Below are 12,151 nucleotides of genomic sequence, written 5' to 3' on the forward strand. Positions count from 1 at the left end.
TATCATTGAATGGCGTGAGGCAGATCGGCAATGGCGGTCCGGATTGAAGGCCTTCCGGTCACCTATTATCCAATCCCGAAAAGCGGCACCAGCAGCGTCAAATACGCGCTGATGGCGCTCGGCGGCCAGGAAGCCACTCTGCTTGACCCGGACAACGACGTCCACAGTCAAATTGCAACCAATTGGGCCGATCCGTTCGAGCCGGTCTATGACGGGCTCAGCGGCAAATTCACGATCGTTCGTGATCCGCTGGAGCGGCTGCTCTCGGCTTATTCCAGCAGGATATTGGACACCGATGTCCTACGGTCACGCTCGCCCAACTTCAAGTTGCTCGAGAGCTTTGGGCTGCCCACCAACCCGGATCCCGATACCTTCATCCTCAACATCGAAAAATACTGCGCGTGCTCAGGGGACATCCACTTTCACGTCGCCTCGCCACGCCGGTTCATCGGTTCCAGCCTGTTCCTGTTCGAGCACGTCTTCAAATTCGAGGACATGGACAAGGTCGGCGCCTTCCTGTCCACGGTCAGTGGCAGGACAGTCTCTATGCCGCGGCTGCAGGCAGCCCGGGGCAAGGTCAGTCCATCGGATCTGTCCCCCACGGCGTTCAGAAAGGCGATGCGCTTCTGCCGCTACGACTACGGCTACCTTGTCGACTATTACGATCCGGCACGATGGGGAGGCATCCCCCAGGGCGATCCCGATGAGACGTCCTCGCTGCATGTCGCCGGCGATCTGACCGCTTTTCGCAACGGCCGTCTGGTCTACCCGCGGACGCTGCGCAACCTCGTCGGTTTCCTTGCCAAACGTCCGTTGAAGAAAAGGGTGGGGCTGTAGCGTTCAGCTTTCAGTCCGGACGACCTCAGGCCACAACGGTCAGGCGTCTCCTTCGCTCGTCGAGCGAGACGATGGCGAGGCCGCTGCCGATCACCAGGAGAATGCCGCAGACGGCGAGCGCGTTGGGGAACTGCCCGAACACCAGAAGGCCGGAAATCACCGCCCAGAGGGTGAAGCAGTAGTAGAAGGGCGCCACCGTGCTTGTCGGCCCTACGCGATAGGCCATGAAGATGAAGAAGTGGCCGAAGATCAGGAACAGGCCGGCGCCGACAATCAAAAGGAGATGGCGGGCTTCGGGCATCACCCACTGTTCCGAGACAAGGTGTGCGACACCCGAGCCGGCCAGCACGACCACCACGGCGGAAATGGCAACGATCATGCCGGGAACCTCGGCGCCAACCTTACGTCCGGCGAGGTCGCGCGCCGCGGCCAGGGCCGCGTTGCCCAGCGCCAGCAAGGCATAGATGGAAATGCCCTGCATCGTCGGTTGCGCCACCATGACGGCACCGACAAAGCCGAGGCCGATCAGCGCCATCCGCAAGGCGCCGATCTTCTCGCCGAACAGGAGCGAGGACCCGACCAGCACGATAAGCGGCGTGATCTGCCCGAGCGCCGTCGAATCGGCGATCTGCATGTTGGCCAAGGCCACGACGTAGCAAAGGATCGCGGCCAGCTCGCAAAGGTTCCGGCGCAGCACCTTGCGCTCGAACAGCAGCGGGATCTGCCTGCCATAGCCCAGCATGAAAAGCAGCGGCATGCCCCACAGCGTGGCGGCCGCGCCACGCAGCAGCAGCACCTCATAAGGCGGCAGCCCTGCGGTCGCGAGCTTCATCATCGTGTCATTGACGAGGTAGGAGCCCGTCGAGATGATCATGAACAGCGGACCGCGGATATTTGCCGGAATGAATTGCATTGGCTGAAGAAATCAGAGGCGGATCGGGGCGGCAATGGGCCAGTTCCGGCCGATCGGGGGCGTCTACCCGCGCGAAACTATCAATCAGCAAGCCGAGGCAAGACGCGCGGATTTGAATTCGCCTGTCGCGATCCTATATCCGCGCCATACCCCTGAAATCAGATCATTGGTTCGGCTCGAGCGAGACAACGCTCAACCACAAGGCACTTGTGTTTTGCGGCCGTTGTCGCTAATCGCCCCGCATTCGACTGAACTGAAGGTCAAGGCCGCCCAAGGAAAGAGACTATGGCAAAAGGTAAATTCGAGCGCACCAAGCCGCATGTGAACATTGGCACGATCGGCCATGTCGATCATGGCAAGACGTCGCTGACGGCGGCGATCACGAAGTATTTTGGCGAATACAAGCGCTATGACCAGATCGACGCGGCGCCGGAAGAGAAGGCGCGCGGCATCACCATCTCGACGGCGCATGTCGAGTATGAGACGGCCAACCGTCACTATGCCCACGTCGACTGCCCCGGCCACGCCGACTATGTGAAGAACATGATCACCGGTGCCGCGCAGATGGACGGCGCGATCCTGGTGGTTTCGGCCGCCGACGGCCCGATGCCGCAGACCCGCGAGCACATCCTGCTTGCCCGCCAGGTCGGCGTGCCCTCGATCGTGGTGTTCCTGAACAAGGTCGACCAGGTCGACGACGCCGAGCTGCTCGAGCTGGTCGAGCTCGAGGTGCGCGAGCTGTTGACCAAGAACGAGTTCCCCGGCGACGACATTCCGATCGTCAAGGGTTCGGCGCTGGCCGCGCTTGAGGATTCGAACAAGACCATCGGCGAGGATGCCATCCGCGAGCTGATGGCGCAGGTCGACGCCTACATCCCGACGCCGGTGCGTCCGCTGGACAAGCCGTTCCTGATGCCGATCGAGGACGTGTTCTCGATCTCGGGCCGCGGCACGGTCGTGACCGGCCGCGTCGAGCGCGGCGTGGTCAAGGTCGGCGAGGAATTGGAGATCGTCGGCATCCGTCCGACGGCCAAGACCACCTGCACGGGCGTCGAGATGTTCCGCAAGCTGCTCGACCAGGGCCAGGCCGGCGACAACATCGGCGCGCTCTTGCGCGGCATCGACCGCGAGGGTGTCGAGCGCGGCCAGGTTCTGGCCAAGCCGGGCTCGGTGAAGCCGCACAAGAAGTTCGTGGCCGAAGCCTACATCCTGACCAAGGACGAAGGCGGCCGTCACACGCCGTTCTTCACCAACTACCGTCCGCAGTTCTACTTCCGCACCACCGACGTGACGGGCATCGTGACGCTGCCGGCCGGCACCGAGATGGTGATGCCCGGCGACAACATCACCGTCGACGTCGAGCTGATCGTGCCGATCGCGATGGAAGAGAAGCTGCGCTTCGCCATCCGTGAAGGCGGCCGCACCGTCGGTGCCGGCATCGTCGTCACCATCAAAGAATAATCGATCCGGCATCCGCCGGTTCGACAAGGAAAGGGCGGTCTTCGGGGCCGCCCTTTTTTCGTTTACTTGCGCCGTTCAGAAGAAGCCCTGGGCGATTGTTTCGGCTATTGCAAGCACCCTCGCTGCCACTATTATAGGTTGCGTCGAAGGGGGGCTTCGCAAGCATGATTTCGGGGCATCATTCAAACAGCGTATCATGGTGGTTTCGCGGACTGGTTCGCCTGGTGCCGGTGCTTGCGATGGTGGCGGCGGCCTTCCCTGCAAAGGCCGACGACGTCTTACAGACATGGCCCGATACCATTTGGCACGATCCGTCTTCCGACGGCTTTGCGGACATGCGGTTCACCTTTGCCCGCAGCAGTGCAGCCGGCTGTAAGACCAACTGTCCGGAATGGATTTCAGCGGAAGGCGCCATCACCGCCAGCACGCCGGCTTTGCTCAAACGGGTGCTGAAAAAGCTCGGCACTCGCAAGCTGCCGATCGTTGTCAATTCCCCTGGCGGCGATGTCGAGGCCGCACTTCAACTTGGTCGCATCATACGCAAGAACGGGCTCGACATCGCGATCGGCAAGACCGAGTTTTCCGATTGTTGGCCGGGAACGGAGGGTTGCGGAGCCAGCTTCGGCAAGGCCGTTGCCTATTTCGGCGTGGCGTCTGACGGCGGCGCCATGTGCAACTCGGCATGTCCCCTGATGTTTGCGGGTGGCGTTCGCCGCGTAGCCGGTGGCTGGGCCTATCTGGGTGTTCATCAGATCACCACCACTTGGTTCCCCTCCACAAGGCATTTTCGAACCACCTATAAAACCATTCGGGGCAAAAGATATCAGGTCACAACGGAGACCGTCACCCAAGGCCAAAGCTACAAGACGTATAAAATGAGCAAGGGGTTCGCTCGGAAAATCTCGGCCTATCTCAAGGAGATGGGCGTGGGGCAGGGTGTCCTCGACAAAATGAAAGCCACGCCGGCGAGCGACATTCAGCGGATCACCCTCCACGACATGCTGACGATGAAACTGGCCACCAGCACGGACATCGTGGAGCTGTTCACCGGAGTGATCCTGTGCATGGGGGACAAACCGGCTCCGAATTGCCGGGCAATATCGGAGGATACCCGGCCGGCCGCTGTAACAACGGCACAGCCGGCACCTTCTCAACAGGCGGAACCTCCATCTTCCCAGCCAGCCAAAGCCCCGACTGCCGTGCCGTTTCAAGGAGCAGCAGGAAATGCCGCGCCGGAGATGCGTTTCGTGGTGGTTCGCGGAAGCGATCCGCTCTGCGATCCCGACTGCCCGGGATGGATTTCGGCGGAAGGCGCGATCACCCCTCGAACCCCGCAGAAACTTCGCCAGTTGCTCGCCGCGCTCGACAACCCGCGGCTTCCCATTGTGGTCAGCTCACGAGGCGGAGACTTGTTCAGCGCCTTGGTCGCAGGGCGGCTTATCCGCGAACGCAAGCTAGACGTCGTCGTCGCCCGCACCAATATCCTAGGTTGCAACCCTGCCGGAGCAGGTTGTCTGGACGACAATGGCGCCTATGTCGGGCTGATCAGCCGATTCGGAGTGGAGTGCGATTCAGCCTGCGCACTCATGCTTGCCGGCGGCGCCAGGCGGCTGGTCGACCCCAAGGCACGGCTCAGCGTGTCCTCGATGGGACAGAAGCGGATCGTCAAAGCCTATCTGGACGAGATGGCGATCAGCCCAGGCCTGTTCGCAGCGATAGAGCAGAGTTCGGTCGAGCGTCAGCTTGAACCCGATATAATGCTCAAGGTCGGGCTGGTGACCGGGCCGGACACATCGGACACGCTGACTGGCCCCGCCATTTGCAGGTCCTCGCCAAAGCCGGACAACTGCCGGCTCCCGCCCTCCGCCAACGCCCATGCAAAAACGCCGCCAAAATTTTAGCGTTGTCGCGACAAAGGTCGAGGCAGCAGCCGTCAGGCTGGAATTGCTCGCACCCATTTCAATTCTATTGCAAGCATCGTCGCCGCAACTAGTATGGGTTGTACGGGGGGCTTGCCAGGCGTGGTTTCCGGATTCCGTTCAAAGATCATACGATGCTGGCGCGGGCTGGTGCGGCTGGGATTGGCCGCTGCCATGGCACTGGCCGCCTTCAGTGCCTGCGCGAAAGAAGAGGCGCCCGATCTCGGCCCTGCCATGCGCTTTGCCGTGGTGCGCAGCAGCGCGCCGGGCTGTGAGCCCAATTGCCCGGAATGGATTGCGGCGGAAGGCACCATCGAGGCCGGCACGCCGGCGCTGCTCAGGCGCCTGCTGAAGACGCTCGCCGGCCGGCAGTTGCCGATCATCGTCAACTCCCCGGGCGGCAATGTCGACGCCGCGCTCCAACTCGGCCGTATGATCCGTAAGAACAAGCTCGACATCGCCGTGGGCACTACGGGGTTTTCCGGTTGCTCGCCCGAAATGAAGAGCTGCAGGGACAATGACAGTAAGAACACGCCGTATTCCGGCATCGCCTATGACAGCGGCGCTATGTGCAATTCGGCCTGTCCGTTGATGTTTGCCGGCGGCGTCCGCCGCGTGGTCGGCGAGTGGGCCTTTCTCGGCGTCCATCAGATCACCACGACATATCACAGGGAAAGGCTGCTCTACCGCACCACCTACAGAATTGTGAACGGCAAGAAGAAGGTCCTCAGCACCAAGGTCGTCAGCCGCAAGAATGCCGGCAGCTACAAGACCTACGAGATGAGCAAGGCGGTGGAGAAGCGACTGTCCGGCTATCTGAAAGAAATGGGTATCGGGCAGGGCGTGCTGGACGCGATGAAGGCGACGCCGGCAAGCGACATAAGGCAGATCGAGCCCGACGATATGCTGGAGATGAAGCTCGTCACCAGCCTCGATTCTCTCGACCTGATGACCGAAGCAGCCATATGCGGGCGCGATCCGGTGCCAACGAACTGCCGCGAGATCCCGGCCAATGGCAAGGCCAGGCCGGCCGGGGTGGCGACGGTCGCGGCCATACCGGCCGACAGCCAGCCGGCGGAGGCAGCCTCACTGCCAAAGCCGCAGCAGGAAATGCGTTTCATCCTCGTTCGCGGCAGCAATCCGCTCTGCAACCCGGACTGTCCGGAATGGATTTCGGCGGAGGGAACGATCGTTGCCGGCACACCCGATAGACTGCGTGAGCTGCTGGACAAGGTCGGCGGGCGCAGGCTGCCTATCGTCGTCAACTCACAGGGCGGCGATGTCCAGGGCGCGCTCGCCGCCGGCCGGCTGATCCGCGAGCGCAGATTGGATGTCGCGGTCGCCCGGACGGATTTTCTCGATTGCGATCCCGGCACCGCAGGGTGCGTCTCCAAGGACAACCTTCATGATGGTCTCACCGTTGAAGCCGGCGCCGAATGCGACGCAGCCTGCGCGGTGATGTTCGCCGGAGGCACCAGGCGCTTGGTTGGCTCCGATGCACGTTTCCTGGTGCATTCCATGGGCATGGAAGACAAGGTCAGGTCGTATCTCGAGGAGATGGCGATCGGCTCGGGCCTGTTCGTCGCGATGCAGTCGGCTCAATACGCCAAGCACAGGGAGCTCAGCCAGGACGAATTGGCGGGGTTCGGGCTGACCACTAGCCGCCACTCGGTAGACGCTCTGACGGGCGCCAGCATCTGCAAATCTTCGCCAAAACCCGATAACTGCCGGGTTCTGCCGTCCGCCAACGCCGAAGCGGAAGCTCCGGCCAAGCTTTAGCAGCATTGGCGCCATGCCAGCACTGGCCATGGAGGCAGGTTGAGCCGGCTCCGAGCTTGCCGCTATCCTTCTAGGCCACCAACGCTAGGAGGACCGGAGATGGGCGAGGGTGTCCCGACTTTGTACGAATGGGCCGGCGGCAGCGAGGCGCTCAGCCGGCTGACGCAGACCTTTTACAATAGGGTGGCCTTGGACCCGATCGTCGGTCCGGTGTTCAGGCACATGTCGCCGGACCATCCGGCGCATGTCGCCGCCTTCATCGGCGAGGTTTTCGGCGGGCCGAACACCTACAGCGAAAGGCATGGCGGCAACCGCGAGATGGTCATGCACCATCTCGGCAAGCATCTTACCGAGGAGCAGCGGCGGCGCTGGATCAACCTCCTGGCGGATGCGGCGGACGAAGTCGGCCTGCCGGACGATCCCGAGTTCCGTTCCGCCTTCATGGGCTATATCGAGTGGGGATCGCGGCTGGCCAAGATGAATTCCACTCTCGGCGAGACCTGCGACCGGGAGACCGAGCCAATGCCAAGCTGGAGCTGGGGTGTGCCGGGCGGGCCTTACAAGCCCCCCGCCGGGAAGTCGTAGCCGAAGATGCTGGGTTTCTGCAAAATTCCGAGAAGATGACGCCGCAAAGACACTGCAGGGTCGTTGCATCAATGTGAGACGACTTTGCATGCTGATTGCCCATCTCCCATCGGGCTATGTTCTGGGAAGACTCGCGCGAAGATGGCGGCGGGAGCCGTCCGGTGTGGTGGCTGCCGCAATGCTCGGCAGCGTCATCCCGGACATCGACATGCTCTATTTTTACCTGATCGATGGCGGTCGCACGCACCATCATGCCTACATCACGCATTGGCCCTTGTTTTGGGCAACGATCGGGGCGGCAAGCCTGTCGTTGGGTCGGTTGTTGGGTTCGCCGCGTCTGCCGTCGATCGCCATCTTCTTCGCCGGAGCCATGTTGCATATGGCGCTCGACACAGTGGCATCGCCGATCATGTGGCTGGCGCCGTTCAGTCATCGTCCGTTTGAGCTCGTGGAGGTTCCGGCCAGCTATGGGAACTGGGTCCTGAGCTTCGTTCTGCATTGGACTTTTGCACTTGAACTCGTGATCTGCGCTTGGGCGCTGCGGCTTGGATGGCTGCGATCGCCGCTTCCGGCCGGCGCGTCTCAAAAGGGCTCTTGAGTTCTCATCGGCTTTGTGAAATAGCAGCGCCCGTATACGGGCATAGCTCAGTTGGTAGAGCGGCGGTCTCCAAAACCGCAGGTCGTAGGTTCGAGCCCTGCTGCCCGTGCCACCTCCCAGGCAGACTGAAGGTGGGGGCGCTCCGCTGTTGAAAACCGGGGGGCGGCTTGCCATATTGCGAAAACTGGGGCATAAGGCCCCGCATAGCCGGGACGGAACGACTGGATGGTTCCGAGGCGGCGCTAAAACATAAAGCGGAACACTTGCCACTTGCGTGGACCAAGAATCGGTTTTATGTAGACTGAACAGACACGCGACGCGTGGAGCTGGGAAGCCGGCTTTACGCGTCTGATTTGCGTGGGCGAAAATGGTGGTGCTGATTCGGCGCCGGCACGAAGTCCATGCGGTACGTCCCGGCCAGCGGGATCATCCAGGAGACCCGGCCAACGGGTCTTGAAGACAGGCGGCACATGGCTTCGAAAACCACAAACCCTTTCACCTTTCTCCAGCAGGTTCGCGCGGAGACGGCCAAGGTGACATGGCCCTCGCGCCGGGAGACCATGATCTCGACGGTGATGGTCCTGGTGTTTGCGCTCATCGCCATGATCTTCTTCTTCACCGCCGACATAGCCATGGGCTATGCGATCGAGTGGATTCTGGGCCTCGGACATTAAGTTCGTACGGAGAGGTCGTGAAATGACGCGGTGGTACATCGTCCACGCTTATTCGAACTTCGAGAAGAAGGTCGCCGAGGACATCGAGAACAAGGCCAAGCAGAAGGGCCTGTCGGGCGAGATCGAGCAGATCGTGGTGCCTACCGAGAAGGTCGTCGAGATCCGCCGCGGCCGCAAGGTCGATGCGGAGCGCAAGTTCTTCCCGGGTTACGTGCTCTTGAAGGCCAACTTGACGGACGCCGTATTCTCGCTGGTCAAGAACACGCCGAAGGTCACCGGCTTCCTCGGGGACTCCAAGCCCGTGCCGATCACCGAAGCCGAGGCGCAGCGCATCCTGAACCAGGTTCAGGAAGGCGTCGAGCGTCCGAAGCCGTCGGTCACCTTCGAGATCGGCGAGGCGATCCGCGTCTCGGACGGCCCGTTCGCATCGTTCAACGGCTTCGTCCAGGAAGTGGACGAGGAGCGAGCACGCCTCAAGGTGGAAGTTTCGATCTTCGGGCGCGCGGTGCCGGTCGATCTCGAATTCGGACAGGTCGAAAAGGGCTGATCCGAAGATCCCCGTCCGGCAGGCGAAGGGATCGGCGGCGCGAAGGAATGCGCTGCCATGAATGGGTGGGAGGCGAATGCGGCTTAGCCGGCCGCTGGAACCGCACCACCAGACTGCAACCGCCGGTGTTTCCCGGCATGAGAAAAGGCAGGAATAGAGATGGCTAAGAAAGTTGCAGGCCAGCTCAAGCTCCAGGTTGCCGCGGGCTCGGCCACGCCGTCGCCCCCGATCGGCCCGGCGCTTGGTCAGCGCGGCATCAACATCATGGAGTTCTGCAAGGCGTTCAACGCGCAGACCCAGGAGCTGGAGAAGGGCTCGCCCATCCCGGTCGTCATCACCTACTACCAGGACAAGTCGTTCACCTTCGTCATGAAGACGCCGCCGGTGAGCTACTTTCTGAAGAAGGCCGCCAACCTGAAGTCGGGTTCGAAGGAGCCGGGCAAGGTCAAGGCCGGCACGATCTCGCGCGACAAGGTGCGCCAGATCGCCGAGCAGAAGATGAAGGACCTGAACGCAAACGACGTCGAAGCGGCCATGCGCATGGTCGAGGGCTCCGCCCGCTCGATGGGCCTGGAAGTGGTGGGCTAAGATCATGGCAAAGATTGCAAAGCGTGTTGCCAAAAGCCGTGAAGGCATCGACCCGAACAAGGCTTATGCGCTCTCTGAGGCGCTGCAGCTGCTGAAGGACCGGTCAACGGTCAAGTTCGACGAGACGGTCGAGGTCGCGATGAATCTCGGCGTCGATCCGCGCCATGCCGACCAGATGGTCCGCGGCGTTGTCAACCTGCCGAACGGCACCGGCCGTTCGGTGCGCGTCGCCGTGTTCGCGCGCGGCGACAAGGCCGAGGAAGCCAAGGCCGCCGGCGCCGATATCGTTGGTGCCGAGGATCTGGTCGATACCGTCCAGAAGGGCACGATCGATTTCGATCGCTGCATCGCCACCCCGGACATGATGCCGCTGGTCGGCCGTCTGGGTAAGGTGCTCGGCCCGCGCGGCATGATGCCGAACCCGAAGGTCGGCACCGTGACCACCGATGTCGCGGCCGCCGTCAAAGCCTCGAAGGGCGGCGCCGTCGAGTTCCGCGTCGAGAAGGCCGGCATCGTCCAGGCCGGCGTCGGCAAGGTCTCGTTCGACGTCAAGGCGCTGGAAGAGAATGTGCGGGCCTTCGCCGATGCGGTGAACAAGGCCAAGCCCGCCGGCGCCAAGGGCAACTACGTCAAGAAGGTGTCGGTCACCTCGACGATGGGGCCCGGCCTCAAGCTCGACATCGCGACGCTCGCCGCGTCGTAAATGTCGCCTGACCGGCTCCAGGCCGGTCGCAAAAGAATTCCGGGCCGCCGATCCGTCGGCGGCCCGGTAACCCGGAGGCCGAAAGGTTTCCGGATATCCTGTCCGAGATTGCAGGCGGCCCAAAGCCTTAATCCGCATGGGCCTGCATGAGACGGGTGAAGACCCGACAAAGGAGCGAGACGCTCCGATGAAAGGTTCGAACCGTGTTTGCCTTTTGTCAGCACATCAACCGGCTTTGCCGGCGGGTGTGGCGAAAGGGGGCAGGATCCTCGAGCGCCGTTCGGGAGATCCGTTTTGGATAGCCCGGCCGGCAAAAGGCAACCCGACTTCTGACCTCGTGAATGGGGCAGGGGTCAACTGGAGATAGGCAGTGGACAGAGCGGAAAAACGCGAACTCGTCACGGGCCTGAATGATGCGTTCTCGAACGCGGGTTCAGTCGTCGTGGCCCACTACGCCGGTATCACCGTCGCGCAAATGAACGACCTTCGGTCGAAGATGCGCGCCGCCGGTGGCACCGTCAAAGTCGCGAAGAACCGTCTCGCCAAGATCGCTCTTCAGGGCACGGACTCCGCATCGATCATCGATCTGTTCAAGGGACAGACGTTGGTCGCTTATTCGGAGGATCCGGTTGCGGCGCCCAAGGTTACGTCCGATTTCGCCAAGGGGAATGACAAGTTGATCATTCTCGGCGGCGCGATGGGCTCGACCTCGCTCAACGCCGACGGTGTCAAGGCACTCGCCACGCTACCGTCGCTCGACGAGCTTCGCGCCAAGCTGGTTGGCATGATCGCCACGCCGGCAACCCGGATCGCCCAGATCGTCAATGCGCCTGCGGCTTCGGTCGCGCGCGTCATCGGCGCTTACGCCCGGAAGGACGAGGCGGCATGAGGCCGTTCCTCGCTGTCAACAACACACGTTCGAACCTAGTGAAGGAATACACAAATGGCTGATCTCGCAAAGATCGTAGACGACCTTTCGAAGCTGACCGTCCTCGAGGCGGCCGAGCTGTCGAAGCTCCTGGAAGAGAAGTGGGGCGTTTCGGCCGCTGCTCCGGTGGCGGTTGCCGCTGCCGGCGGCGCTGGTGCCGCTGCCGCTGCTCCGGCCGAAGAGAAGACGGAATTCGACGTCGTTCTCGCCGACGCCGGCGCCCAGAAGATCAACGTCATCAAGGAAGTCCGCGCCATCACCGGCCTTGGCCTCAAGGAAGCCAAGGACCTGGTCGAAGCGGCTCCGAAGCCGGTCAAGGAAGGCGTTTCCAAGGCCGATGCCGACAAGTTCAAGGCTCAGCTGGAAGCGGCTGGCGCCAAGGTCGAGCTGAAGTAAGCCTTTATGGTTGAGGGCGGACGGCCTCGCGCCGCCCGCCCCCTCCCTTGACGAAAGGGAGGCTTCGTTGCGCGAGACGTTTGAAAACCTCTTTCCTGAGGGCCGGAAGCGGCCTTCAGGAAACGGGTTTTCTCCCGTTTTTACCGGCAGCCGCCAAGCAATTGGAAGGGCGGTCGGACAACAGACAGGGGCGGCGGCGAGCGGCCCGTTGGTGCAAGGCGAA

Annotated in this window: 13 protein-coding genes and 1 tRNA gene; 13 read left to right on the forward strand and 1 reads right to left on the reverse strand. The window is 62.2% G+C overall.

The window, feature by feature from the left end; translation table 11 throughout:
* Positions 1-30: 30 nt before the first annotated feature.
* The gene (locus CK220_RS23750) at positions 31-837 is read left to right on the forward strand and encodes a sulfotransferase family 2 domain-containing protein (RefSeq protein ID WP_095813857.1); all 807 of its coding nucleotides are present in this window, start codon (positions 31-33) and stop codon (positions 835-837) included.
* Between the two features lie 25 nt (positions 838-862).
* Here the strand turns inward: CK220_RS23750 and CK220_RS23755 are convergent, their stop codons facing one another.
* Positions 863-1,750, reverse strand: a complete 888-nt coding sequence (locus CK220_RS23755; protein WP_095813858.1) for a DMT family transporter — start codon at positions 1,748-1,750, stop codon at positions 863-865.
* A gap of 285 nt (positions 1,751-2,035) precedes the next feature.
* Here CK220_RS23755 and tuf point away from each other — a divergent pair, with 285 nt between their 5' ends.
* From tuf to rplL, 12 genes are all read left to right on the forward strand, one after another.
* Entirely contained in the window at positions 2,036-3,211 is a 1,176-nt protein-coding gene (gene tuf, locus CK220_RS23760) for an elongation factor Tu (protein ID WP_066989565.1), read from the forward strand.
* 164 nt (positions 3,212-3,375) lie between these two features.
* The gene (locus CK220_RS23765; RefSeq protein WP_095813859.1) at positions 3,376-5,112 is read left to right on the forward strand and encodes a hypothetical protein; all 1,737 of its coding nucleotides are present in this window, start codon (positions 3,376-3,378) and stop codon (positions 5,110-5,112) included.
* Positions 5,113-5,304: 192 nt separating this feature from the next.
* Positions 5,305-6,909, forward strand: a complete 1,605-nt coding sequence (locus CK220_RS23770; RefSeq protein ID WP_095813860.1) for a hypothetical protein — start codon at positions 5,305-5,307, stop codon at positions 6,907-6,909.
* Between the two features lie 99 nt (positions 6,910-7,008).
* On the forward strand, positions 7,009-7,494 hold the full coding sequence (locus tag CK220_RS23775; RefSeq protein WP_095813861.1) for a group II truncated hemoglobin: 486 nt from the start codon (positions 7,009-7,011) through the stop codon (positions 7,492-7,494).
* Positions 7,495-7,582: 88 nt separating this feature from the next.
* Positions 7,583-8,092 carry a metal-dependent hydrolase gene (locus CK220_RS23780; protein ID WP_095813862.1) on the forward strand — a complete coding sequence of 170 codons (510 nt, stop codon included), beginning with the start codon at positions 7,583-7,585 and terminating at the stop codon, positions 8,090-8,092.
* Positions 8,093-8,128: 36 nt separating this feature from the next.
* Positions 8,129-8,204 (forward strand) — tRNA-Trp (locus CK220_RS23785).
* A gap of 358 nt (positions 8,205-8,562) precedes the next feature.
* Entirely contained in the window at positions 8,563-8,766 is a 204-nt protein-coding gene (secE, locus tag CK220_RS23790; RefSeq protein WP_066989573.1) for a preprotein translocase subunit SecE, read from the forward strand.
* Between the two features lie 22 nt (positions 8,767-8,788).
* Entirely contained in the window at positions 8,789-9,313 is a 525-nt protein-coding gene (gene nusG, locus CK220_RS23795; protein ID WP_066989575.1) for a transcription termination/antitermination protein NusG, read from the forward strand.
* Between the two features lie 159 nt (positions 9,314-9,472).
* Positions 9,473-9,901: a 50S ribosomal protein L11 gene (rplK, locus tag CK220_RS23800; RefSeq protein WP_059189557.1), complete on the forward strand. Its 429-nt coding sequence runs from the start codon at positions 9,473-9,475 to the stop codon at positions 9,899-9,901.
* Positions 9,902-9,905: 4 nt separating this feature from the next.
* A complete protein-coding gene (gene rplA, locus CK220_RS23805) occupies positions 9,906-10,604 on the forward strand; it encodes a 50S ribosomal protein L1 (RefSeq protein WP_095813863.1) in 699 nt (232 codons plus the stop codon).
* 370 nt (positions 10,605-10,974) lie between these two features.
* Positions 10,975-11,493 carry a 50S ribosomal protein L10 gene (gene rplJ, locus CK220_RS23810; RefSeq protein WP_059189559.1) on the forward strand — a complete coding sequence of 173 codons (519 nt, stop codon included), beginning with the start codon at positions 10,975-10,977 and terminating at the stop codon, positions 11,491-11,493.
* Between the two features lie 54 nt (positions 11,494-11,547).
* Positions 11,548-11,928 (forward strand): 50S ribosomal protein L7/L12, encoded by a 381-nt coding sequence (gene rplL, locus CK220_RS23815; RefSeq protein WP_059189560.1) that lies wholly within the window; start codon positions 11,548-11,550, stop codon positions 11,926-11,928.
* Positions 11,929-12,151: the final 223 nt, after the last annotated feature.

This window comes from Mesorhizobium sp. WSM3860 (assembly GCF_002294995.1).
Taxonomy (GTDB): Bacteria; Pseudomonadota; Alphaproteobacteria; order Rhizobiales; family Rhizobiaceae; genus Mesorhizobium.

What these genes read in the sequence shown, in the direction of transcription:
- tuf (WP_066989565.1), top strand. Translation starts at nt 2,036, where the DNA reads ATGGCAAAAGGTAAATTCGAGCGCACCAAGCCGCATGTGAACATTGGC.
- CK220_RS23775 (WP_095813861.1), top strand. Translation starts at nt 7,009, where the DNA reads ATGGGCGAGGGTGTCCCGACTTTGTACGAATGGGCCGGCGGCAGCGAG.
- rplL (WP_059189560.1), top strand. Translation starts at nt 11,548, where the DNA reads ATGGCTGATCTCGCAAAGATCGTAGACGACCTTTCGAAGCTGACCGTC.
- rplA (WP_095813863.1), top strand. Translation starts at nt 9,906, where the DNA reads ATGGCAAAGATTGCAAAGCGTGTTGCCAAAAGCCGTGAAGGCATCGAC.
- CK220_RS23780 (WP_095813862.1), top strand. Translation starts at nt 7,583, where the DNA reads ATGCTGATTGCCCATCTCCCATCGGGCTATGTTCTGGGAAGACTCGCG.
- CK220_RS23770 (WP_095813860.1), top strand. Translation starts at nt 5,305, where the DNA reads ATGGCACTGGCCGCCTTCAGTGCCTGCGCGAAAGAAGAGGCGCCCGAT.
- rplK (WP_059189557.1), top strand. Translation starts at nt 9,473, where the DNA reads ATGGCTAAGAAAGTTGCAGGCCAGCTCAAGCTCCAGGTTGCCGCGGGC.
- nusG (WP_066989575.1), top strand. Translation starts at nt 8,789, where the DNA reads ATGACGCGGTGGTACATCGTCCACGCTTATTCGAACTTCGAGAAGAAG.
- CK220_RS23765 (WP_095813859.1), top strand. Translation starts at nt 3,376, where the DNA reads ATGATTTCGGGGCATCATTCAAACAGCGTATCATGGTGGTTTCGCGGA.
- CK220_RS23755 (WP_095813858.1), bottom strand. Translation starts at nt 1,750, where the DNA reads ATGCAATTCATTCCGGCAAATATCCGCGGTCCGCTGTTCATGATCATC.
- CK220_RS23750 (WP_095813857.1), top strand. Translation starts at nt 31, where the DNA reads ATGGCGGTCCGGATTGAAGGCCTTCCGGTCACCTATTATCCAATCCCG.
- secE (WP_066989573.1), top strand. Translation starts at nt 8,563, where the DNA reads ATGGCTTCGAAAACCACAAACCCTTTCACCTTTCTCCAGCAGGTTCGC.